This window comes from Xanthomonas sp. AC360 (assembly GCF_979258225.1).
Genome location: NZ_OZ409846.1, coordinates 2,306,784 through 2,330,375 on the forward strand (window position 1 = coordinate 2,306,784; position 23,592 = coordinate 2,330,375).

Here is a 23,592-nt window from a genome sequence, read left to right on the forward strand (position 1 = left end):
GATGCATTGATTAAGACCTCATATGCAAGGCGCAAACTGCGCATCGCGTTACACCATGCGGAGCTCGCGTGCGTTCGGCAGCGTCGCACTGACGCAGCAATCCACCGGTAGTTCAATCGCGCGCAAGCCTTGCATGTTGGATGCAAGGCCCGTCGCACTGCACCGCATCGCGTTTTGCATGACGGCCGTACGCCTACACCACACCGCAGAGACATCACACTCTGCGTCGCAACATTTTGCTGCGCAGCCTTGCAGCATCTGAGTGCAAGGCGCAGTGGTCTGCATGCGTGTCAGCAAGAGTGAGATTGCGGTCACGCGGTCATTCCATTATCTGCGTCAGTCGTAATGCATTCCGCATAAAAGCAGACACAGTTCGCAGCAAGTTGACAGTGCAACTTGCGGAAGGCACCTTCGCTGATAACGTTGTCAGCGAACAGGAGCCTGTTTCACTCGATCACATCACTGCAGCCAGCCGTGCATCGGCCTGGCCTTTCGATCCGTGCGCTGTATCGAGCCGCGCGGATCGCCGCTCGCGATCCGGCACAGGGGACGGACCGCAGCATGGCGCGCGCAGCGCGCTTTAGTGCAACCCATCGGTTGCGACCTGACGTATCTGCCACGAGGTCAATGTAATGCTGTTTCCCCGTCTGTTCCCGTTGTCTGTTTCCGCAACAAGCCAACCCGCCGCGCAGTCAATCGACGTGCGCCATCATCTCTGCGCAGCGCCGCAGGCCCGTTCTAAATCGCGCTTTACGACCGCTCTTGAAGCCAATTCAGCGCCGTCGCGTAGCGCTTCCTTGAATGCTGCTGCAGCCAGGCATTGGCCGCGACACGCGCCATTGAGCGCGGCGGTGCGCGGCTTGCTGATTGGTGGTGCCGCAATGAGTGGCGTACTGGCGCTTCCCGCTTTCGCGCAGCAACAATCCGAACCTGCGCCCGCACAACAACAGCCCGTCGCTGCGCCATCGCAAGAACAGGCGCCAACCAATCCTTCGGTTTCCACCCTGGACGAAATCAAGGTGGTGGGCTACCAGGCCAGCCTGGGCAAGGCGCTCAACGTCAAGCGTAATGCCGATGCGATCGTCGATGCGATCAGCGCCGAAGACATCGGCAAGTTCCCGGACACCAACGTCGCCGAGTCGCTGTCGCGGTTGTCCGGCATCACCGTGGACCGTCAGTTCGGCGAAGGCGAAAAGGTCAGCATCCTTGGTACCGACCCGGCACTCAATCGCGTGCTGCTCAATGGCCAGACCATTGCGTCGACCAGTTGGGGCGGCGACCCCAACGACCCGGACAGCCGCTCGTTCAACTACAGCACGCTGGCGCCAGAAGTCGTGGGGCTGATGGAGGTCTACAAGACGCCGGAAGCGCGCATCGACGAAGGGTCCATTGGCGGCACGGTGATCGTGCATACCCGCAAACCGCTGGATCTGGAGCGCAATACTCTGACCGGCACGGTGAGCTACGGTTACAACGACCGGTCCGAGGAAGGCAAGCCCAACGCATCGGCGCTGTACAGCTGGAAGAACCAGGACGAAACCCTGGGTGTGCTCACCTCGGTGATGCATTCCCAGCGCGTGCTGCGCCGCGATGGTGTGGAAATCTTCGGTTACGACAACGTCGCCGGTGCGGCATTCCCGCCTGCAGTGGTTGGCAACAACACCGGCGTGTTCCCCACCTCGATCAACACTGCGTTGTTTCAGCAGACGCGCAAACGCGATGGCATCAGTGCAGCGCTGCAGTGGAAACCCGACGCCGACTTCGAGCTCAATCTGACCGGCCTGTACGTCAAGGAAAGTTTTGACAACTACAACCAGAGCCGTTACGGCTATTGGGGTTCCAATCCTGGCGACGCGCAAGCATTGGGTTTCGAAAACGGCGTGGCCACCTCGGGGACGTTCGGCGATCAATCGACCACGTTCCTCGACGGTTATCTGCGTAACAGCGACGTCACCACCGGCAGCATCCACTTGCGTGCCGACTGGCATGGCGATGGCTGGAATGCGTCGAGCCAGGTTGGCTACACCAGCTCGCAAGGCGGTGCCGAGCGCATCTACGGCATCCAGTTCCGCAATCTTGCCGGCTACAGCTACAACATCGACGGACGTCGCACCGCGATGGACTACAGCACCGACCCCACCAATGCAGCGGCGATGCAACTTAACAACGCCTCGGCCAGCCACAGCCCGCAGTACGACAAGGAGCGCTATCTGCAGCTGGACTTCGACCATGCGGTGGAGTGGGGGCCGTTCACGCAGATCCTCACCGGCATCAAGCTCACCAATCATGCCACCGGGCAGTCGTCCTACAGCCGCACCTGGGCCCCGAACGATGGCAGTACTCTGGCGGATTTCTCGCCGGGCACCACACCCTCCGGTTATCTGGACGGACTATCGACCAGCGCCGACATGCAGCGCTGGTCCACCATCAATCGCGGTGCCATCAGTCAGTACATCGGTGGCCTGGAGGGCGATGACGGTTTGCCGATCAGCTACGCCGGCAACTACAGCATCGAAGAACAGAATCGCGCCTGGTTCCTGCAGGCCAACTTCTCCGGCGAGCGCTATCGCGGCAACATCGGCGTGCGCTACGTGCACACGCGCGATTCCACCGATGGTTTCAGCTATGCGCCGGGCGGCAGCTACACGCCGGTGAATTTCCTCAGCAGTTATGGCAAGTGGTTGCCGGCCTTCAATATCGCCTACGACCTACGCGATGATTTGATGCTGCGCTTTGCCGCCTCTAAGGTCATCGCACGGCCGCGCTACACCAACATGACGCCGTACGTTGCCACCGACGACACCACGTTGACCGCGTCCACCGGCAACCCCGGGTTGAGTCCTTACGAGTCGACCAATCTCGGTGCGTCGGTGGAGTGGTACTTCTCCGACAGCAGCTTGCTCAGCGGCGAGTTCTTCTCGCGCGATATCTCCAACTACATCCTGACCACGGTGCAGGACCGCGTGTTCTTCAATAACGCCACCGGCGGGTCGGGTACGTATCAGACCTCGGTGCCGACCAACGCCGGCGACGCCAAGGTGCAGGGCGTGGCGCTCAATCTGCAGCACAACTTCGGCAACGGTTTCGGTCTGGTCGCCAACTACACGTACTCCGATTCCAACACCGACGGCGATTACAGCCTGCCGTACAACTCACGCAACGCCTACAACATCAGCCCGTACTACGAGCAGGGCAAGTGGAGTGCGCGCGTCAATCTGGGCTGGCGCTCGGAGTACTTCACCCAGATCGGTCGCCTCAATGGCCAGCAGATGACCGATGCGTTTACCCAGGTAGATGCCTCGTTCGGCTACCAGGCCACCGAGCGGCTGCGCGTGGCGCTGGAAGCCACCAACCTGCTGGACGAAACCTACTTCAGCTACATCGGCAACAAGAACCAGCCGTACTACATCTACAAAAACGGCCGCTCCTTCATGCTGAGTCTGAATTTCAAGATGTAGTGGATGCCGAGCGGCTGCGCGATGCAGCCGCTCGTTGTTGGGAAGGCTTTGGCCGGCTAAGGCTAAGGCTGGGGAGCAAGCCACAGTGTGGCTGCCAGATTGGCCTTATTGGTGCTGGGAGTTGGCATGTTCGCGTCGTGGCTTACGTTTCCGCCGCGCCTTCCAGCTGACGACCGCTTGCTACAGGATGTCCGCCGTTCCAGAGCGGTCCGTTGCTTTTAGTGGTCAGGGCACCATGATTCGGCACGCTCGGGTATCTATGACGTGTAGGTCGGTGACGACGGGCAGCGCAGCAACGCAAACGACACCGCGCACAACCTTGCTCGATAGAGATGGCCACGTGTGGACGCACTGCTGCGATGCCACAGCTGCATGCTAGTGCCCTTGAGTGGCATGGATGTCGCGTTGCACGCTAGAACTGCTTATCAAGAGCGTGCTGAAGACTCTTCGCTGCCGCTGCCGCTGCCGCTGCCGCTGCCGCTGCCGCTGCCGCTGCCGCTGTGCTTGTCGCTGTTGCGTGCGTTCGCAATCGCGGCGATGCGCGCCTTCGTCAGGGCCTCGCCGATTTGCGGGCCTTGCAAGCCTTCGGCTGCCAGGTCGCGTGCGTTGATCGCCAGGGCGGCGGCATGCAGGCGTTTGAGTTCGGCGCCTTGCGGGTATGCGGCGTCTTCGCTGCCCAGCCTGCCGCGCTTGTCGGCCTCGCAGACCAGCGCCAGTTGCGCGATGCGTTCCGGCCGACGAAATGCATCACAGCGCACCAGTAGCTCGTGCACAGTGCGGTCGCGCAGTTCCGCCAGACGATGCACGTTGAGGTGCTCGCGGCACGCGATGACGGCGAGCTGGCGATAGTCTTGCGGCACCTTGAGCCGTTCGCACAGCGCCTGCAGCGGCGCAACGCCGCGCTGTTCGTGCATCACATGGCGCGGCCATTCGTCCGGCGGTGTCAGCGCCTTGCCGAGGTCGTGGGTCAACGCGGCAAAGCCGATCAGCGCATCGCCAGGTGCCAGCCGCGCAGCCATGTCGCTGACCATTTCCTGATGGATGCCGGTATCCACTTCCGGATGAAATTCGGCACGTTGAGGGACGCCATACAGCGCATCGATTTCCGGAAGGATGACGCGCAGCGCATCGGTGTCGTGCAACGTGCGCAGAAAGGCCGAGGGCTGCACGCATGTCAGCGCGCGGCGCAGTTCCTGCCACACGCGTTCGGGCACCAGGCTGTCCAGCTCTCCGCTGGCCGCCATCTCGCGCATCAGTGCGGCAGTGTCCGGTGCGATGCTGAACCCCAGCGGTGCCAGCCGTGCCATGAAGCGCGCTGCACGCAAGACACGCACGGGGTCTTCGACAAAGGCCGGGCCTACGTGGCGCAGCACGCGCGCTTGCAGATCGCGGGCACCGCCGTACGGGTCGACCAATGTGCCCGTGTCTTCGTCGCGTGCCATCGCGTTGATGGTGAAGTCGCGGCGCAGCAGGTCTTCTTCCAGCGTCACCGACGGATCGGCATCCACCACGAACCCGCGGTAGCCGCGCCCGGATTTGCGCTCGGTGCGGGCCAATGCATATTCCTCGCCGCTGCGCGGATGCAGAAATACCGGGAAGTCTTTGCCTACCGGTTTGAAACCCTGTGCCTGCATCTGCGCCTGGTCGGCGCCAACCACCACCCAGTCGCGGTCGCCGGCCGGTTGGCCAAGCAAGGCATCGCGGACTGCGCCGCCAACGAGATAGATCTTCATCGCTCCATGATGCCCGATGCGGTGCTTGCGTCGAAACAACTTGCGGCGATTCCTTGGGGGAGTCTGCTTGCGTGTGGCACCAGGCAGGGTACCGTTACGTAGTTCCTGGCGTTTGCAAGCGATTGCTACAGATGGATGATGCACAAGGCGTCTGGTCTGTGGGTTCGCTGCAGGGCCCTTGCCCGCCAACCATCGCGGGACACGCTGCAAGTACGTCCACGTAAGCTCTTTGGCGGCATCCATGCCGCCAAAGGTCCCGCGACGGTGAGCGGGCAAAGGCCAGCCGTGCAGGTCGGTGTGCATGGGTGAGCGCTGCAGAACTTCGCTCTGCGAACTCAGGAGGCGTTTTAGCTCTATCTCTAAGGCCTGTGCCCACAATCGATCGCGATAACGCAGCAACCCGCAGCAGCCCCCGGCACGACCTCGCAGCAACTGCTCCTCGTGCAAGTGCCGACCAACGTCATGGTGCGGTGTCCTTGCCGCTTGCGGGACCCTGTGGCGGCATGGATGCCGCTACGGAGCCTCCATGGACGGATTCACGGCGTGTCCCGTAAGCGGTGAGGGCATCGCACCCTCGACTAGCTGGAGCATGCCGTGCCGACACTGTGAGCCGCGCTCATGTCAGCTGGAGGATGCGAGTGAGCCAAGGCTACGACGATTGAGCTGCGGGTTCGCTGCAGGGCCCTTGCCCGCCCACCATCGCGGGACACGCTGCAAGTACGTCCTTGTAAGCTCTTTGGCGGCATCCATGCCGCCAAAGGTCCCGCGACGGTGAGCGGGCAAGGGCCGGTCACGATGGTCGGTGTGCACCATTGAAGCAGTGCATGATTTCATCGATCTGAGCGATACGCGCCGCGCCCGGTTAGGTGCTGCTGTCGAATCGGCGACCGTTTGCACGGTGTGTGACCGTGCAGCTGCAGCGCATCTAGACGTTCCGCTATGTCAGATCTTGGCGCGTTGTTCCCGCAGACCCGTCAATTGCACAGTCCAATCGTTCAAGCGCGCACGCTCTTGCTCGACGACTGCCGCCGGTGCGTTCTGCACGAAGGTGGCATTGCCGAGTTTGCCGTTGCACTTGCCGATTTCGCTTTCCACGCGCTTGATCTCCTTGTCCAGGCGGGTGCGCTCGGCCTCCATGTCGACCAGGCCTTCCAGCGGCACCAGCAAGGTCAGTTCGCCCACGATGGCGGCAGCGGCCGGCGGGGTGTCCTGGCCGGCGTCCAGCCAGTCGATGGCTTCGAGCTTGAGCAAGAACGCCAGCTGCGATGCGAAGCGCGATACGCGCGTGCGGTCGTCGGCGGTGCCGGCCTGCAGCAGCAGCTGCACCTGCTTTGAGGGCGGCACGTTTAACTCGCTGCGTACGCGCCGCAAGGCCGATACCATCGACTTCAACCATTCGACATCGGCGTCTGCGCTGGCGTAGCTGCTGGTGTCCACGTCGCCGACTTGCGGGAACGTCTGCAGGGAGATCGTCGCGGTGGTGATGCCCAGGCGCGGAGCGACCTGTTGCCACAGCTCTTCGGTGACGAACGGGGTGAGCGGGTGCAGCAGGCGCAGCAGCGATTCGAGCACGTACAGCAGGGTGTGGCGCGTGCTGGCGGCAGCGTCGTTGTCCTGCACGGCACCGTTGAGCGCAGGCTTTGCCAGCTCGACGAACCAATCGCAGAACGCATTCCAGGCGAATTCGTACAACGACTGCGTCAGTAGGTCGAAGCGGTAGTTGGCGTAATGCGCATGCGTTTCCGCAGTGACCTTGTCCAGCCGCGCGAGAATCCACTTCTCCGCTTCGGTACGCGGTTGCGGCACACTGGCAAAGCGCGCGCCTTCGGTGTTCATCAGGACAAAGCGCGTGGCGTTCCACAGCTTGTTGCAGAAATTCTTGTAACCCTCGGCGCGGCCCAGGTCGAACTTGATGTCACGGCCGTGGGTGGCGAGTGCGGCGATGGTGAAGCGCAGCGCATCCGCACCATGGGCGATGATGCCGTCCGGAAATTCGCGACGCGTGGCTTTTTCGATCTTCTCGGCCATCCGCGGTTGCATCAGCCCGCTGGTGCGCTTGGCGACAAGGTCCTCGATGCTGATGCCGTCGATGATGTCCAGCGGGTCTAGCACATTGCCCTTGGACTTGGACATCTTCTGCCCCTGCGCATCGCGGATCAGGCCGGTGATGTAGACATCACGGAACGGCACCTGCCCGGTGAAGCTGTCGGTGGCCATGATCATGCGCGCCACCCAGAAGAAGATGATGTCGAAGCCTGTGACCAGCACGCTGGAGGGCAGATAGCGCTCGAAACCGCGCTCGGCCATCGCATCGGCATCCGGCCAGCCCAGCGTGGAGAATGGCCACAGCTGCGAGGAGAACCAGGTTTCCAGCACGTCGCTGTCCTGATGCAACGCGATCTCTGCGCCCAGACCGTGTTTCGCACGCACCTCGGTTTCGTCGTGGCCGACATAGCACTTGCCTGCCTCGTCGAACCACGCCGGAATGCGATGCCCCCACCACAGCTGACGGCTGATGCACCAATCCTGGATGTTCTCCATCCAGTGGCGATAGGTGTTGATCCAGTTCGGCGGCACAAATTTGATCTGGCCGCTTTCGACCAGCTCCAGGCCACGCTTGGCCAGCGCGTCCATCTTCACGAACCACTGGTCGGTGAGATACGGCTCGATCACCTGACCGGTGCGGTCGCCACGGGGCACCTGCAGTTTGTGCGGCTTGGTTTCTACCAACAGACCTAAGTCTTCCAGTTCGGACAGCACCTGCTTTCGTGCCTCGTAGCGGTCCAGACCGATTAAATGATGCGGGACAAGACGTCCGTCGGTTTCGTCTCCCCAAATAGGATGATTTGGGTCACTAACGCCGTGGATAAGAGATGCAGCTGAATTCCTGGTCAAAAGTGCCGCGTCTGAGGTGGAAAGAAGCCCTAAGGGTGCGAGCTTGGCCTCAGGCGAGAAGATGCTGAAGAGAGGTAGTCCGCCAGGCACCTTGTCTTTATGACGTTCCCAAACCTGATAATCGTTGAAATCATGCGCAGGCGTGACCTTGACCACGCCGGTACCGAAGGCGCGGTCGACATAATCGTCGGTGATCACCGGCACTTGCCGGCCGGTCAGCGGCAGCACGATGCGCGCGTTGTGCAGCGTGGCGTAGCGCGTATCGTCCGGGTGCACCATCGCTGCGGTGTCGCCCAGCATGGTTTCCGGACGCGTGGTGGCCACCACCAAGTAATCGCGGGTTTCGCGCAGGGTCTCATTGCCGTCGGCGTCGTGCTCGACGTGTTCGTAGGTCACGCCATCGGCCAGCGGGTAGCGGATCGACCACAAAAAACCGTCTTCTTCGACGTTTTCCACTTCCAGATCGGAGATGGCGGTCTTCAGCACCGGGTCCCAGTTGACCAGCCGCTGGCCGCGATAGATCAGGCCCTGCTCGTACCAGCGCACGAAGGCTTCGTTGACCGCTGCCGACGGTTGCGGGTCCATGGTGAAGGTGCTGCGCGACCAATCGCTGGACGTGCCCAGGCGACGCATCTGGCGCTCGATGATGTCGCCGGATTCGGCCTTCCATTCCCACACCTTGGCGATGAAACCGTCACGCCCAAGCGAGTCGCGCGTTTCGCCGTTGCCTTCCAGCGCCAGATTGCGCGACACCACCATCTCGGTCGCGATGCCGGCGTGGTCGGTGCCGACCTGCCACAACGTGTCGAAGCCGCGCATGCGGTGATAGCGCACCAGCGCATCCATCAGCGTCTGCTGAAACGCGTGGCCCATGTGCAGCGTGCCGGTGACATTGGGCGGCGGCAGCAACACGGTGTACGGCTCGCCCTTGCCGGACGGCACGAAGTAACCGGCCGCCTCCCACTGCGCGTACAGGCGCGATTCGAAGGAAGAGGGTTCGTAGCTGGAGGCGAGGGTGGTCATAAGGCAGGGAATGGAGAGTCGGGAATAGGGAATAGGGAAAGCGGGTGCGTTGAAAGGTGAAGGTCTACGGGGTAGTCGACGTTCGATTCTCGATTCCCCATTCCCGATTCACATATCGTATTTGGTCAGTTCCAGGCCCAAGGCCTTGTACTGTTTCCAGCGTTCGCGCAGCGGTTCGCGGGCGGCGGGGTCGGCGGGCACCACTTCCAGCACGCGGTCGCAGGCGCCCAGGTACGGGTCGTCGCGCAGGTTGATCACCAGGGGGCGCGAGGGCGCGGCGAACTCCGGCGTGGCGATCAGCACCGGCGCCAGTTCGTCTTCCTCATCGGTGCCGGCGATCTGGTGCGGCACATAGGCTTCGTCGTCGAACGCCCACAACAGGTCATCCAGCGCCTCGGCCTGCGCGGCATCGCGCGCCAGGATCAGCGTGGACAGGTTGGCGTCGTTGGCCTTGCGCGCCAGCTCGCAGACCAGCCGCAGCGGTTCGTCGAGGAAGCGCGGTTTGGCGATCAGGTAGAAATCGGCACGGGGCATGGGAAGGTCACGAAACGTAAGGGAAAACGGATTCAGCGATAAACACGCCGAGCATGAACAGCAGGCCGGAGGCCAGTATCGCCAGCACGAACCCGCCCATTGCGCGCAGGCGCCGGCCCACCGGCCGCGAGCGATACAGATAGATGGGGATGAACACCAGCCAGGCCAGCACCATCCCGATGTTGATCCACGTCGGGCGGTGAAAGCCTTGCCGGCGGCTGTCGGCCGCCAGCCAGACAAAGATCAGCGCCAGCAATAGCGCAAACCGCAGCAGATCGCTGCCAGTGCCGGTCCAGCCGGGCAGCGCGCAGGTGGCCCCGTCCGCCAGGGTGAACCCGGCGATCAGGGCCAGCGCGGCGCGCGGCGACATCAGGCTGCGCGATCCAGCAACCACTGCGTCAACAGACCGACCGGGCGACCGGTGGCCATGCCGCGCTTGCCTTCGTCGCTGGCCACGCCGGCGATGTCCAGATGCGCCCAGCGCTGGTTTTCGGTGAAGCGCGACAGGAAGCAGCCCGCGGTGATCGCGCCGCCCCAGCGACCGCCGATGTTGTAGACGTCGGCAAAGGTGGAATCCAGCAGGCCCTGGTATTCGTCCCACAAGGGCAGGCGCCAGGCGCGGTCGAACACGTGTTCGCCAGCGGCCAGCAGTTCGTTGGCCAGGTCGTCGTGCTTGCTCATCAGGCCGGCAGTCTGGTGGCCCAGGGCCACCATGCAGGCGCCGGTCAGCGTGGCCACGTCCACCAGCGCTTCGGGATTGAAGCGCTCGGCGTAGGTCAGCGCATCGCACAGGATCAGGCGGCCTTCGGCATCGGTATTGCCCACTTCGATGGTCTTGCCGGACATGCTGGTGATCACGTCCGACGGACGATAGGCATTGCCGTCGATGGCGTTTTCCACCGCCGGCACCACCACAACCAGATTGATCGGCAGCTCGGCCTTGACCGTGGCCACGAAGGTGCCGATGACGTTGGCGCCACCGCACATGTCGTACTTCATTTCCTCGATGCCGCCCTGCGTCTTGAGATTGACGCCGCCGGTATCGAAGGTGATGCCCTTGCCGACCAGCACATACGGGCGCGCGTCGCCACCGCCATTCCACTTCAGCACGATCAGGCGCGGGCGGTTGGCCGAGCCGCGCGCCACCGACAGCAGCGAGCCCATGCCCAGCGACTCCATCTGCGCCTCGTCCAGGATCTCGGCTTCGGCACCGGCGTACTTGCCGGCAAATGCGGCCGCGGTGTCGGCCAGGTAGGCCGGGGTGCAGTAGTTGGGCGGCAGATTACCCAGCTCGCGGGCGAACTCCACGCCCTCGGCGGTCGCAATGCCCACCGCCAGCGCGCGGGCGTCGTCACCGGCGATCGCCAGGGTGGTCAGGCCGGTTTCGTCGACCTTCTTCTTGCCCAGCGTGGCGGTGTAGCGATACGCCGCATGGTCGCTGACGATGACTGCCTGGCGGATATTCCATGCGGCATCGCGGGCCTTGACCGGCAGTTCGGTGAGGGTGAGCAGGGCGGTGCCGACGGCTCCGGTCTTCAGCGCGCGGGTCGCATCGCCGATGGCCTTGAGGTAAGGCGCCACGCCGAACTTGGCGGTCTCGCCCAGCCCGACCACCAACACGCGCGGTGCGGTTACGCCGGGCAGGTCGTGGACCAGGGTGGTGCTGCCGGTCTTGGCAACCACGTCGCCGCGTGCCACCAGGGCCGTCAGGCGGCCCTGGCTGGCGCTGTCCAGCGCCTGCGCGGCAGGCGACAGGGTCTTGTCGGCGAACACGCCAACCACGATGCAGTCGACGGCGGCGCTTGCCGGCGCGTCTTGGTTCAGGGTGAATTGCAGGGCCATTGATCAGATTCCGTAGGCAAATCCGTACAATCGCGGACTGTTTACGCCAACCTGATTAGGCTGGCGGCGCCGCGAACGAATCCGAGAGTTTAAAACAAGCCCACCCTATGCCGAAGCTCGATCGATATCTGCTTAGCGATTTCACCCAGAGCTTCCTGGCCACCTTGATCGTGCTGCTGGTCGTCAGCGTCGGCGGTGTGCTGGTGGATATCCTCGGCAATATCGCCGATGGCCGCATCCCAGCGCGCTTGCTGCTGTCTCAGGTGGGCCTGCAATTTGTTGCCTATCTGCCAATCATCCTGCCGCTGGCGTTGATGCTGGGCCTGTTATTGGCGCTGGCGCGGCTGTACCGCGATTCAGAAATGGCGGTCATTACCGCCATTGGCGTCGGCCCCAAGCGCATGTTGCGGCCGATGCTGATGCTGGTGGTGCCGGTGGTGATCATCATCGGGCTGTGCTCGCTGTGGCTGGGTCCCTGGGCCAGCCGCACCGCCGAAACCATGCTGGAAGACGCCAACCGCAGCGTGCTGATGGCTGGCCTGGAGTCGGGCAAGTTCACCCCGCTGTCCGGCGGTGGCGTGGTCTACCTGACCACCATCTCTGCCGATGGCAAGGGCCTGGGCAAGGTCTTCATGCAGCGCCAGAAGGACGACCGCATCGACGTGGTCACTGCCCAGCGCGGCGCGATGTTCTTCGAAGGCAAGACCGACCGTTACCTGCGTCTGGAGGACGGCTACCGCATCGAAGGCCCGGCCGCCGGCGACACCCTGGACTACCGCTTGATGAAGTTCGCCAGCAACGACGTGGCCTTGCCCGATCGCACCCGGACCCACGACGCCAACGACCCGGAAGTGATGTGGACCACGCAGCTGCTGTCCGATGAGCGCCCGGTTGCACGTGCGCAGTTGCACGAGCGCCTGGCGCCGCCCCTGCTGGCGCTGGCCTTCGCGCTGCTGACCCTGCCGCTGTCGCGCAGCGCGCCACGGCAGCAGCGCTACGGCCGGATCATGCTGGCGTTCCTGGCCTACATGGTGGGCACCAATCTGATGATCGTCGGCACCCAGTGGATCGCCAACGGCAAGACCCCGGCTGCGCTGGGCTTGTGGTGGCTGACGCTGCCGCTGCTGGCGGTGGCGGTCTGGGCGTATGCACGCGATGGCCGCGTGCGTCGGCCGAGGGCGACCGCATGAGGCTGACCCCGCGGGTCCATGATTGGTACGTCGGTCGCGTGGTGTTGTTCACCGTGCTGCTGACCTGGGCGGTGCTGCTGGGTCTGGACCTGGTCAACGCCTTCGCCAGCGAGGCCAAGAACATCGGCCAAGGCAGCTACAGCTTCGGTCACGCGGTGGCCTTTGTGGCCTACACCGTGCCGCGTCGCGCTTACACCTTGTTCCCCACCGCTGCGGTGATTGGCGCGCTGATGGGCCTGGGCCAGCTGGCGGCCACATCCGAATTGACCGCCTTGCGCGCGCTGGGCGTGTCGCGCAAGCGCATGTCCGCCTCGGTGGTGGCAGCGATGGCGCTGTTGACCGCCAGCATGGTGATCAGCGGCGAAACCGTCGGGCCATGGGCGCAGAACCAGGCCGACAGCCTCAAGGCCAGTGCCCGCTACAACAACAGCATGGCGTCCTCGCGCTATTCGGGCCTGTGGGCACGCGAAGGCGACACCTTCCTCAACGCGCTCAGCGGCGAAGAAAAGCTGCTCGACGGCGGCGGCACCGCGCTCGATCTGCACGATGTGCGGCTGTATCACCTGGATGCCAACGGCAGGCTGCAGCAGCTGACCTACGCCTCCGTGGCCGAGCACCGCGATGGCCGTTGGACCTTGCGCCAGGTGCGTCGCGATACCTTCCAGGAACGTTCGGTGCAGCGCGAAACCTTCCCCGAGCTGCCATGGCAATCGCAACTGAGTCCTGCGGCGCTGGCGGCTGGATTGGCCAAGCCGCGCAATCTCTCGGCGCACGAGCTGGAGCAGAGCATCGAATACCGTCGCCGCAACGGACTGGACGCGCGCGATTACGAAGATCAGTACTGGAGCCGCTGGTTCTACCCGCTCAACGTGTTGGCGTTGTGCATGGCGGCGATTCCGTTCTCGTTCGGTTCGCTGCGCAGCGGCGGCCTGGGCAAGCGCCTGTTTTTGGGCATCTTGTTCGCCCTCGGCTTCTGGCTGCTGCAGCTGTTCTTCGGCCGTATGGCGGGCGCGCTAAAGCTGGATTACCGCATCGCCTACGCACTGCCACCGATGGTGATGCTGGGCGTGTCGGCGTGGTTGTTCCGGCGGCGCAGTAGTTGACCGGGCCCGAAGTGGCTCTTATGTCAGGCTTGGAGCAATTGGAGCTTCAACGCGTGGTCAGCGAGGTGCTGCATTACCTGTGGGATCCGATCGGCATCGCAGGGGTTGTGGAAGCACGTGATGAGTACGACGGTTATGTGCTCGGCATCTGTACCTTGCTGTGGCAAGGCGCCGATCATGTGCTGATCGGCAAAACCTTGATCGACATTGCCGATGAGCAGCTGGGTCTGCCCGGTTCCGAAGCGCAGGCCGAGCGGGCTGCGCTCAAGCTGATCCTTTGGCGGGATGCGATTACTCGATAGGTTTTGCCGTTAAATCCTGTCCAATGACCAGAGCGTTGGCCAGGACGAAGTTGGATCGGTCAGCATCGATCTCCAATTCGGGAACTAGCATCAGCGCGCTGGTCGGCGCTCCAGCCGCGTCCCACTTGCGCGGTCATGCCAGGTCAAACGATCGCGATCGACCCATGCCCACCAGAACCCGGCACCGCCCAGGGCCAGCGATAGCGTGCCCACCGCATAGCGGATCCAGACCTGTCGCCAGGTAGGTTGTTGTGTTCCTTGCAGCCGTAGCCGCCAAGGACGCATGCCCAGGGTCTGGCCGCCGCGTCGCCAGCTCACCGTGGCGTACCCGCCGGCGGCGGCCCAGCAGCACAGCCAAAGCAGCCACTGCCAGGCACTGAACGGTGCGATGTTTTCGCGTGCCGGATGCCCGGCCAGGGTGAAGCCGAGCGTGAAGCCAGCGGAAATCAGCATCCACAGCGCCAGCACCGGCCAGGCGTCGTAGCACATGGACAGCAGCCGCCAGTGCAACAAGGCGGCTGGGCGTGGGGAATCGGATGCGGCGATCGACGTCATGGCGCGAGCATAGCTGGCGCCAGCGATCCAGCAACGCCGCGCTGCAGTAACACTTCCAGCCCATCCAGTCGCGGCATCTTGATGTCCAGCAGCACGGCGTATCGAACACGCGGCGGCCGATGCGGGCTGTGGTACCGGCAGAGCGGCTGCGGCCGGTGTTTGGAGTTGGCTTTGATGCTGTTGCCGGTGCGGTGGAGGTTCTTCGGCAATGGATGTGCGGATTGGCACGTCTCGCGTTACCACGTCGCGCTTGGGTTTCGGGGCGCGCTTGGTGCGGTGGGTTTCTCGGCTACGGCGTCGCGCCCGGGTGCGCTCCTACGTGTGTGATGTGTGCGGATGGATGTGTCGTGGGCGCGCGCGATCGGTCTGCCGGCAACATTCGCTAACCGCGCGGGTGATGCGTGGCATGCAGCTTCTGCAGGTGCTGCCTTGCCACCAGCGTGTAGATCTGGGTGGTCGACAGCGAGCTGTGGCCCAGCAGCATCTGCAGCGCGCGCAGGTCTGCACCATGGTTGAGCAGGTGGGTCGCAAAACTGTGTCGCAGGCCGTGCGGGCTGACCGTTGCCGGGTCGATGCCGGCCACCGCCGCATAGCGTTTGACCAAGGCCCAGAAGTGCTGACGGCTGGGCGGCTGGCGTGCCGCATCGATGAACAGCGGCACCTGGCCGTCCACCGCCGCCACGGCCTTGTGATCGGCCAGCAACGGGCGTGCTTCGTGCAGATAGCGCTCCAGCCAATGCTGCGACTCTTCGCCCAGCGGCACCAGGCGTTCCTTGCTGCCCTTGCCGGTCACGCGCAGCACGCCCTGGCGCAGATTGACGCCCACCGCCGGCAGATTGACCAACTCGCTGACGCGCAGCCCGGCGGCGTACATCAACTCCAGCATCGCGCGGTCGCGCAGGCCAAGCGGTGTCTGGATATCCGGCGCCGCCAGCAAGGCCTCGATCTGGGTTTCGGTCAGCGCCTTGGGCAGCGAGCGCGGCAATCGGGGTGGATCGAGCAGGGCGGTTGGGTCATCGCTGCGCACGCCATCGCGCAGGCACAGGCCGTAGAAGGCGCGCAAGGTCGACAACAGCCGGGCATTGCTGCGCGGCGAATATCTGGCCTCGGTCCGCCAGCGCAGGTAATCGAACAACACCGAACGATCGGTGCCCAGCAAGCCGCCGCCGGCACCATCGCGCCAGCGTGCCAAGCCTTCCAGATCGCGCCGGTAACTGTCCAGCGTCTGCCGCGCCACACCTTGCTCGGCCCACAAGCGATCCAGAAAGCGCTCGATGGCGGCGGCATCGGCCGCCTGCAGCGGCGGCAGCTGTTGGGTGAGTTGGCGACGTTCGGCAGGACTGCTGGCTGACATCGCCACAGCATAGAGCGTGCCGCGCATATTGCGATGCGCCACGTTGGTGATCGGCCACGTATCGCCAGCGCGTGCCTTGCCGTATCGCGACCAAGGGTTTGGCGCCCCCAGGAGCAGTCGCACGCCGCCCCTGATGCTGCTCGCCAGCGTGGCGGCCAGCTCACGGATTGTGGCAAACCACACGTAGGACAACACGCAAAGGCACGCCCGGACGCGACGGCTTTTGGCCAGTAAATCCCGTCGCACCTAGGCGCGCTTCAATGCGGCAAACGCTGACTTGGCGGTGCCAAGCGCGACAGTCCGCTCGTCTGCACTGGGGGCGTCACGAACCCACCGGCCGGCGAACGAACAAACTGTCGCGGCCGCTGCCTTCATCCGCCCTGTGCGAGAATCCGGTAACCCCGATTCCACTGGATGCGTGAATGTATCGTCTTGCTATCGCCGCGCTGCTGGGCGCGCTCAGCCTTACCGCCTGCGCACAATCGTCGCAGCCTGCGGCAAGCGCCGCCGGCGCCAAGCCAGCCGCTGCTGCCCCCGCCGCCGCGACTGGCAACGTGGATCAGCGCGTCGGCGCCGCCCTCAAGGCACTGGATCCGGACTTCAAGCCGGATTACATCGGCGCCGCGCCGTTCCCCGGGTTCCGCGAGGTGGTGGTCGGTGGGCAGGTGCTGTACGTCAGCGATGACGGCCGTTACCTGATCCAGGCGCAGCCGTTCGACATCCAGAACAAGCAGTTTGCCGCTAGCCCGGGCCTGCTGGCGTACCGCCGCAAGCAGCTGGACACCGTGCCCAAGGCCGATCGCATCGTGTTCGCACCGGCCAACCCCAAGTACACCGTCACCGTGTTCACCGACGTGGAATGCGGCTACTGCCGCAAGCTGCACAGCGAGATCGGCGAGCTCAACAAGCAGGGCATCGCGGTCGAATATCTGGCCTTCCCGCGCATGGGCCTGGGCAGCCAGGACCACAAGGAAATGATCGCCGTGTGGTGCGCGGCCGACCGCAAGCAGGCCTTGACGGCGGCCAAATCGGGCCAGCCGGTCAATTCCAAGGATTGCAAGAACCCGGTGTCGATGGAATACACACTGGGTCAGCGTCTTGGCGTCAACGGCACCCCGGCGATCTTTGCGCCGGACGGCACCCAGCTGGGTGGCTACCTGCCGCCGGCGCAGCTGCGCGAAGCGTTGGAAAAGCGCGCCGTCACCACCGCCGGTGGCAGCCGCTAAGCTGGAATATGTGAGTCTGGCAGTGGTGGCGCGCCGGTAAGGCGCGTCGCAACAACCGGACACGGTTGAGGAAGGGTTGGATGCGCAGGCATCCGGCCCTTCGTCGTTTTAGGGGCATTGCCGTGCGGAAAAAGGCAGTGGTCAGTGGCTGACTGCAGCGATGCCAGGCAAGCATCCAGCCTGGAAGCCGACTCCCGACTCCCGACTCCCGACTACCCCGACCCCGACCCCGACCCCGACCCCGACCACAGACCACAGACCACAGACCACAGACCACAGACCACAGACCACAGACCACAGACCCCAATCCCCAATCCCCAATCCCCAATCCCCAATCCCCAATCCCCAATCCCCAATCCCCAATCCCCAATCCCGGCCCGCACCTACCAACCTCCGCTACAATGATCGGCCCCGTTTCTGACACGGTTCCCCGGACATGATGGTCCTCGAGGGCGCTTCCGCCCTTTCGCCGTTCCGCCGCGCTCGGCTCGAAACCCGCCTGCAAACCCTCGTCCCCGCGCTGCGCATTACTGGCGCCTGGCACGTGTATTTCATCCGCGCCGAGGCCGGGCAGTCGCCCGATCAGGCCACCTTGCAGCGGATCCTGCAGGCCGAAGCGGACCCCGCGCCGCGCGACGAACAGGCGTCCTCGCATTACGTGGTGCCGCGTCTGGGCACGCTGTCGCCGTGGTCGAGCAAGGCCACCGAACTGGTGCGCGGTGCCGGGCAGCCGATCCAGCGCGTGGAGCGCGGCACCCGCATCGATCTGGTCGGTTGGCCAGACGACGCAGCTACCAGGGGCGCCGTGGCCAAACTGCTGCACGACCCGATGACGCAATCGCTGCTCGGCTCGGCTGCAGCTGCCGAGGCGCTGTTCAACGTGCCCGACCCGGGCCATCTGCAGCGCGTGCCGCTGGATGGGCTGGAGCAGGCCAACCGCGACCTGGGCCTGGCCCTGGCGCAGGACGAGATCGACTACCTGCGCGAGCGCTTCGCCGAACTGGGGCGCGACCCGGCCGATGTCGAGCTGATGATGTTTGCGCAGGCCAATTCCGAGCACTGCCGGCACAAGATCTTCAACGCCAGCTGGACCATCGACGGTAAGCCGCAGGAACGCTCGCTGTTCCGCATGATCAAGCACACCCACCAGCAGACCCCGCAAAACACCTTGTCGGCCTACAGCGACAATGCGGCGGTGGTGGAAGGCGTGCCGGCCGCGCGCTATCGCCCGGATCCGGCCACCGGCCAGTACCGCAGTGAAGCGGTGCTGCCGTCGGCATTCGCCATCAAGGTGGAAACGCATAATCACCCGACCGCGATCGCGCCGTTTCCCGGTGCGGCCACCGGTGCCGGTGGCGAGATACGCGACGAAGGCGCCACCGGCCGCGGCGGCAAGCCCAAGGCTGGCCTGACTGGTTTCACTGTGTCGCATCTGCGTATTCCGACCCTGCCGCAGCCGTGGGAAGCGCCGCGCGCGCTGAACCCGCGCATGGCTCCGGCCCTGGACATCATGCTCGACGGCCCGCTGGGCGGCGCCGCGTTCAACAACGAATTCGGCCGGCCGAATCTGCTCGGGTATTTCCGCAGCTTCGAACTTGCCGAAGGCCCGGGCCTGACCCGCGCCTACGACAAGCCGATCATGCTGGCCGGCGGCCTGGGCGCGATCGATCGCAATCAGGTCGAAAAGCTGCGCCTGCAGCCAGGCGATGCGGTGATCGTGCTGGGCGGCCCGGCGATGCTGATCGGCCTGGGCGGCGGTGCGGCTAGTTCGGTGGCCGCCGGCGACAGCGCCGAGGCGCTGGATTTTGCCAGCGTGCAGCGCGAGAACCCGGAAATGGAGCGCCGCTGCCAGGAGGTCATCGACCGCTGCGTGGCGCTGGGCATCGACAACCCGATCCGCTGGTTCCACGACGTGGGTGCAGGTGGCCTGTCCAACGCGATTCCTGAGCTGCTGCATGACTCCGGCGTGGGCGGCATCATCGACCTGGGCCGCGTGCTCAGCGACGACCCGTCGTTGTCGCCGCTGGAACTGTGGTGCAACGAATCGCAGGAACGCTACGTGCTGGGCGTGCCGCAGGCGCGTCTGCAGGAATTTGCCGCCATCTGCGCCCGCGAACGCTGCCCGTTCGCCGCCGTCGGCATCGCCACCGCCGAGGAGCGGTTGGTGGTGGGATACGGCGTCCTTGACGCCGGGAATCGGGAATCGGGAATCGGGAATGGCAACGGCGCCACGCCGGTTGCCGACGCTGCTGCTTCAAACCCTTCTCGATTCTCCAATCCCGATTCCCAGCTCCCCATCGACCTGCCCATGGACGTGCTGTTCGGCAAGGCGCCGAAGATGCATCGCGATGCGGTGCATCCGTCGGCGCCACAGTGGCCGGTATTGCAGACGGCGGCGCTGGATCTGCAGCAGGCCGGTTTGCGGGTGCTGGCGCATCCCACGGTGGCGTCCAAGAGTTTTCTGGTCACCATCGGTGACCGCAGCGTGGGTGGCTTGACCGCGCGCGAACAGATGATCGGCCCGTGGCAGCTGCCGCTGGCCGACTGCGCGATCACCCTGGCCGGGTTCGAGACGTTTTCCGGCGAGGCGATGTCGATCGGCGAGCGCACGCCGCTGGCGCTGTTGAACGCCGCCGCGTCCGCACGCATGGCGGTGGGCGAAGCGATCACCAACCTGTGCGCCGCTCCGGTGCAGTCGCTGGACAGCATCAAGCTGTCGGCCAACTGGATGGCCGCCGCCGGCCATGCTGGCGAAGACGCGCTGTTGTACGACGCGGTACGTGCGATCGGCATGGAACTGTGCCCGGCGCTGGAACTGAGCGTGCCGGTGGGCAAGGACTCGCTGTCGATGCAGGCGCAGTGGGTTGCCGGGAATGGGGAATCGGGAATTGGGAATGGTGAACTGCCAGAGCCCTCCGCTTCTTCCATTCCCGATTCCCGATTCCCGATTCCCGGTGAAACGCTGAAAAGTGTTTCACCTGTGTCGCTGATCATCAGCGCCTTCGCGCCGGTCGGCGATGTGCGGACGCAGCTGACGCCGTTGTTGCGCAACGACGAAGAAAGCGAGCTGTGGTTGATCGGGCTGGGCGGCGGCAAGCAGCGCCTGGGTGGGTCGGTGTTGGCGCAGGTGTATGCCGACGATGCGGCCTTGCCGGCGTTCGGCGGCGACGTGCCGGATCTGGAGGACGCACAGCGGCTGCGCAGTTTCTTTGAATTGATCCGCGATGCGCGCGAAAGCAGCCTGTTGCTGGCGTATCACGATCGCAGCGATGGCGGTGCGTTTGCGGCGCTGTGCGAGATGGCCTTTGCCTCGCGCCAGGGCCTGGATATCACGCTGGATGCCTGGGGCGACGACGCGTTCCGCAGCCTGTTCAATGAAGAACTCGGTGCGGTGGTGCAGATCGCCAGCGAAGATCGCGCTGCGTTTGCCGATCTGGTCGAACGCCATGCACTGACCGAGTGCGCGCAGCGTATCGCGCGTCCCACCGGCGCGCCGCGCGTGCGGGTGAGCGGGCAGGGGCGGGTGCTGGCGGAATGGCGTTGGGAGGAGTTGTTCGATGCGTGGTGGTCGGTGACCCACGCCATGCAGAAGCTGCGCGACAACCCCGACAGTGCCGACGAAGAGCGCGCGCTGGCGCGCGATTTCCAGGCGCCCGGGCTGCGTCCCACGTTGGTGTTCGATCCGTCCGACGATGTGGCCGCGCCGTTCGTAGCCACCGGTGCGCGGCCCAAGGTGGCGATCCTGCGCGAGCAGGGCGTCAACGGGCAGATCGAAATGGCCTACAACTTCGAGCGCGCCGGGTTCAGTGCATTCGATGTGCACATGAGCGACCTGATCGAAGGGCGCGTGGATCTCGCGCAATTTTCCGGCTTCGCCGCCTGTGGCGGTTTCAGCTACGGCGACGTGCTGGGCGCCGGCCGCGGCTGGGCCACCTCGATCCTGGAGCGCACCGCGTTGCGCGATGCGTTTGCCGCGTTTTTCGCACGTAGCGATACGTTCGCGCTGGGTGTGTGCAACGGCTGCCAGATGCTCAGCCAGCTCAAGGACATCATTCCCGGTGCCGGGCATTGGCCGCGTTTCTTGCGTAATCGCAGCGAGCAGTTCGAAGCGCGCACCGCGCTGCTGGAAGTGGTGGAGTCGCCGTCGATCTTTCTGCGCGGCATGGCGGGCTCGCGGATTCCGGTGGCGGTGGCGCATGGCGAAGGCCGTGCGGAGTTCGAGACTGCCGTGGACCAGGCCGCCGCACGCGTGGCGCTGCGTTTCATCGATGGCAACGGCGCGGTGGCATCGCAGTACCCGCTCAACCCGAACGGGTCGCCGGACGGCATCACCGGGCTGACCAGCACCGATGGCCGCGCCACCATCCTGATGCCGCATCCCGAGCGCACGCCGCGCACGGCGAACCTGAGTTGGCATCCGGCCGACTGGGGCGACGACTCGCCGTGGCTGCGGATGTTCCGTAATGCGCGGGTGTGGTGCGGTTGAGTGAGGTGATCCCGAGCCGCGTGCGCTAAGCGCGCGTCACGCGTCTCCCTGACGGCCGTGTGCAGCGATGCACACGGCCGTTTTCGTTTGTGCCCACGGTCTGATGCCACCGCGTCGCAAGGTGGCTGCGCGATGGTCTGGATGGATTGGGTTGCATCGCGCGTTGCCATGCAGCGGTGCGGCGATGCTGTCGATGAAAGAGGCGTGCACTCGGTGCGTTCTAGCCGGCTGCTGGCGCGTACGGGTCGGTCCATCCATGTGTTCCCGGCGGTGCGTTGCGGCAACGCGGCCCGCGTGCTGTGCAGCAACTCGGCGATCGACACGGTGTCGCGCCTGGTCATGCTGCCCTAGCTGTGCAGTCGCGACCAGATTGCGTAAAGACAATAAGGTTTGCTTGAAGTAAATTTTAGAGTTGCTAGCTATTCGAATCAAAGGTTTTTTGCGTGCGTGATGCGCTCCGTATTTAGTTGTTCGGGTGTTCAATAAACTAATCTAGCGTTACGTCTTTAGTGTAAGCAGCACGTCTGTCACGCACTCGGAGGCGCTTATTTTTCAAGGTAAGTCTCGGTGAAGGGAGGCTGCTGCGCTCGATAAAACCTTGGCGTGATGCTCGCAAATCAGGTGTGCGGTGGTCGGTTATCACACGCCCGAAAATGCTGAAGAGTAAGTGTTCAATGGGGAGTATCGAAAATGCCGAGGGTGGCCGCCCTCCGGTAAGACGATGCATTATTTGATTATCTCGAACATGCCGGCGCGGGGCCGTCTGCCTGTGTGCCGCGGCCTGGTCGCTGCCATCTGTGTAGTGCGGGCTGGCAGAGCCATCACATTCACCGCAATGGCCCAGACGCGTAGTCCGACGACGCCGTACAGCGTGGTCGATGGCTAACGTCTGGGTGCGCAGTGACCGGCTGTCGCTGACGCGTCGACGGGTTCGGTTGCCGTTGCGGTGGAGCCGCCGCTCTCGTCCAGCGCGGCAATGCCGGCCGAAGACGACACCGACGTGCTTCCATTCGTCGACGCGCGCGATGCCATTGCTCTGGGGGCAGCAAGCAATGCGCTTGCCGATGGCGCAAGCGCGCTGGGAGCGGGCAGCCCGGCATTGGAGCGCGATGCCACAGCCGTGGGGCGCAATGCGATGGCGATCGATACGTCTGCAGTGTTGGTTGGCGGAGTTGCAACGGTGTGCGACTACAACGCGTTCGGCTTTGTTGTCGGCAGCAACGAGCAAACCACCGAGGCCGCCGGTGTTGTGTCCAGCGCGATCGGTGGCGGTGCCAATGCGGTCGACGCACTCATGACGGCAGTAGTCGGCACCGGCGGTGACACGTGCGCTGCGGCGTTGCGACGCCGATGAACTGGCCTGCACGCTTGATGCCCAAGTCCTGCGAAACGGCACGATCCGGCGCTGGGTGTCCACTGCGGCCGGGGAGGCGGATGTGTTCACGCTCCAGGCGTCCGCAGGCCAGTGACTGAGCTTTCTCAACGTCGTTTGCAGTGGGCAGGCGTCGCTGTATGGCGCACCGGGCCGCGTGCCCAGCGCCGACGACAACGACAACGACGGCGCATCCATGGGCAGCAGCACCAGCCAGGCAGTGCGCTTCACCGCGCCGCGCGCAGGTACCTACGTGCTCAAACGTGAGGGCGCCATCTTCGACGGCGTGAGCCTGCTGGCGCGCCAAGGAGTCGACGTCTGTCATCGATGCAGGGCGCGGTCGTCATTTCCTTGGCGCAAACGGATCCGGCGCTGCTAGCGGCGAAGCTGCCGGACAACCGCGGCCGACACGCAGGGGGCTGACCCGCCATCTGACCTGCTCCTGGTGTGTTTTTGCGCAACCAAGCCCGTTGGCGTCTCGCCAGCAGGGTTTTTTGTCCGCAAAAGACATGGCTATTC

General features: G+C 64.4%; 14 protein-coding genes and 1 pseudogene. 8 read left to right on the forward strand and 7 right to left on the reverse strand.

Going from position 1 to position 23,592, the window contains the following annotated elements:
- The first annotated feature begins 881 nt into the window (after positions 1-881).
- Positions 882-3,458 carry a TonB-dependent receptor gene (locus ACZZ0O_RS09885; protein WP_463602927.1) on the forward strand — a complete coding sequence of 859 codons (2,577 nt, stop codon included), beginning with the start codon at positions 882-884 and terminating at the stop codon, positions 3,456-3,458.
- A 425-nt stretch (positions 3,459-3,883) separates the two neighbouring features.
- On the opposite strand, the gene ACZZ0O_RS09890 is transcribed toward ACZZ0O_RS09885, so the two are convergent.
- From ACZZ0O_RS09890 to ACZZ0O_RS09910, 5 genes are all read right to left on the reverse strand, one after another.
- On the reverse strand, positions 3,884-5,191 hold the full coding sequence (locus ACZZ0O_RS09890) for a multifunctional CCA addition/repair protein (RefSeq protein WP_463590678.1): 1,308 nt from the start codon (positions 5,189-5,191) through the stop codon (positions 3,884-3,886).
- Positions 5,192-6,133: 942 nt separating this feature from the next.
- A complete protein-coding gene (locus ACZZ0O_RS09895) occupies positions 6,134-9,109 on the reverse strand; it encodes a valine--tRNA ligase (RefSeq protein WP_463590679.1) in 2,976 nt (991 codons plus the stop codon).
- Between the two features lie 108 nt (positions 9,110-9,217).
- A complete protein-coding gene (locus tag ACZZ0O_RS09900; protein ID WP_005995970.1) occupies positions 9,218-9,643 on the reverse strand; it encodes a DNA polymerase III subunit chi in 426 nt (141 codons plus the stop codon).
- 7 nt (positions 9,644-9,650) lie between these two features.
- A complete protein-coding gene (locus tag ACZZ0O_RS09905; RefSeq protein ID WP_323521594.1) occupies positions 9,651-10,013 on the reverse strand; it encodes a hypothetical protein in 363 nt (120 codons plus the stop codon).
- Positions 10,013-11,485 carry a leucyl aminopeptidase gene (locus ACZZ0O_RS09910; RefSeq protein ID WP_323538721.1) on the reverse strand — a complete coding sequence of 491 codons (1,473 nt, stop codon included), beginning with the start codon at positions 11,483-11,485 and terminating at the stop codon, positions 10,013-10,015. The genes ACZZ0O_RS09905 and ACZZ0O_RS09910 overlap by 1 nt, the downstream gene beginning before the upstream one ends.
- Positions 11,486-11,592: 107 nt before the next feature.
- Here ACZZ0O_RS09910 and lptF point away from each other — a divergent pair, with 107 nt between their 5' ends.
- From lptF to ACZZ0O_RS09925, 3 genes are read left to right on the forward strand one after another with little or no spacing between them, the layout of a single operon-like run.
- Positions 11,593-12,675: an LPS export ABC transporter permease LptF gene (lptF, locus tag ACZZ0O_RS09915; protein ID WP_463590680.1), complete on the forward strand. Its 1,083-nt coding sequence runs from the start codon at positions 11,593-11,595 to the stop codon at positions 12,673-12,675.
- Entirely contained in the window at positions 12,672-13,778 is a 1,107-nt protein-coding gene (gene lptG / locus ACZZ0O_RS09920; RefSeq protein WP_115561269.1) for an LPS export ABC transporter permease LptG, read from the forward strand. Before lptF ends, lptG begins: the two co-directional genes overlap by 4 nt.
- The gene (locus ACZZ0O_RS09925; RefSeq protein ID WP_311238944.1) at positions 13,775-14,080 is read left to right on the forward strand and encodes a hypothetical protein; all 306 of its coding nucleotides are present in this window, start codon (positions 13,775-13,777) and stop codon (positions 14,078-14,080) included. Before lptG ends, ACZZ0O_RS09925 begins: the two co-directional genes overlap by 4 nt.
- 90 nt (positions 14,081-14,170) lie before the next feature.
- Here the strand turns inward: ACZZ0O_RS09925 and ACZZ0O_RS09930 are convergent, their stop codons facing one another.
- Both ACZZ0O_RS09930 and xerD read right to left on the reverse strand, forming a co-directional pair.
- Positions 14,171-14,635 carry an RDD family protein gene (locus ACZZ0O_RS09930; RefSeq protein WP_463590681.1) on the reverse strand — a complete coding sequence of 155 codons (465 nt, stop codon included), beginning with the start codon at positions 14,633-14,635 and terminating at the stop codon, positions 14,171-14,173.
- Between the two features lie 382 nt (positions 14,636-15,017).
- Entirely contained in the window at positions 15,018-15,989 is a 972-nt protein-coding gene (gene xerD, locus ACZZ0O_RS09935; RefSeq protein WP_463590682.1) for a site-specific tyrosine recombinase XerD, read from the reverse strand.
- A 422-nt stretch (positions 15,990-16,411) separates the two neighbouring features.
- Here xerD and ACZZ0O_RS09940 point away from each other — a divergent pair, with 422 nt between their 5' ends.
- From ACZZ0O_RS09940 to ACZZ0O_RS09955, 4 genes and pseudogenes are all read left to right on the forward strand, one after another.
- On the forward strand, positions 16,412-17,215 hold the full coding sequence (locus ACZZ0O_RS09940) for a DsbC family protein (RefSeq protein ID WP_311238942.1): 804 nt from the start codon (positions 16,412-16,414) through the stop codon (positions 17,213-17,215).
- Between the two features lie 436 nt (positions 17,216-17,651).
- Positions 17,652-21,701, forward strand: coding sequence for a phosphoribosylformylglycinamidine synthase (purL, locus tag ACZZ0O_RS09945; protein ID WP_463590683.1), 4,050 nt, complete (start codon positions 17,652-17,654; stop codon positions 21,699-21,701).
- Positions 21,702-22,647: 946 nt separating this feature from the next.
- Positions 22,648-23,055, forward strand: coding sequence for a hypothetical protein (locus ACZZ0O_RS09950; RefSeq protein ID WP_463590684.1), 408 nt, complete (start codon positions 22,648-22,650; stop codon positions 23,053-23,055).
- A pseudogene (locus ACZZ0O_RS09955) lies at positions 23,018-23,380 on the forward strand (protease); the annotation flags it as partial. The gene ACZZ0O_RS09950 and the pseudogene ACZZ0O_RS09955, both read left to right, overlap by 38 nt.
- Between the last annotated feature and the right edge of the window lie 212 nt (positions 23,381-23,592).

What these genes read in the sequence shown, in the direction of transcription:
- ACZZ0O_RS09885 (WP_463602927.1), top strand. Translation starts at nt 882, where the DNA reads ATGAGTGGCGTACTGGCGCTTCCCGCTTTCGCGCAGCAACAATCCGAA.
- ACZZ0O_RS09890 (WP_463590678.1), bottom strand. Translation starts at nt 5,191, where the DNA reads ATGAAGATCTATCTCGTTGGCGGCGCAGTCCGCGATGCCTTGCTTGGC.
- ACZZ0O_RS09895 (WP_463590679.1), bottom strand. Translation starts at nt 9,109, where the DNA reads ATGACCACCCTCGCCTCCAGCTACGAACCCTCTTCCTTCGAATCGCGC.
- ACZZ0O_RS09900 (WP_005995970.1), bottom strand. Translation starts at nt 9,643, where the DNA reads ATGCCCCGTGCCGATTTCTACCTGATCGCCAAACCGCGCTTCCTCGAC.
- ACZZ0O_RS09905 (WP_323521594.1), bottom strand. Translation starts at nt 10,013, where the DNA reads ATGTCGCCGCGCGCCGCGCTGGCCCTGATCGCCGGGTTCACCCTGGCG.
- ACZZ0O_RS09910 (WP_323538721.1), bottom strand. Translation starts at nt 11,485, where the DNA reads ATGGCCCTGCAATTCACCCTGAACCAAGACGCGCCGGCAAGCGCCGCC.
- lptF (WP_463590680.1), top strand. Translation starts at nt 11,593, where the DNA reads ATGCCGAAGCTCGATCGATATCTGCTTAGCGATTTCACCCAGAGCTTC.
- lptG (WP_115561269.1), top strand. Translation starts at nt 12,672, where the DNA reads ATGAGGCTGACCCCGCGGGTCCATGATTGGTACGTCGGTCGCGTGGTG.
- ACZZ0O_RS09930 (WP_463590681.1), bottom strand. Translation starts at nt 14,635, where the DNA reads ATGACGTCGATCGCCGCATCCGATTCCCCACGCCCAGCCGCCTTGTTG.
- xerD (WP_463590682.1), bottom strand. Translation starts at nt 15,989, where the DNA reads ATGTCAGCCAGCAGTCCTGCCGAACGTCGCCAACTCACCCAACAGCTG.
- ACZZ0O_RS09940 (WP_311238942.1), top strand. Translation starts at nt 16,412, where the DNA reads ATGTATCGTCTTGCTATCGCCGCGCTGCTGGGCGCGCTCAGCCTTACC.
- purL (WP_463590683.1), top strand. Translation starts at nt 17,652, where the DNA reads ATGATGGTCCTCGAGGGCGCTTCCGCCCTTTCGCCGTTCCGCCGCGCT.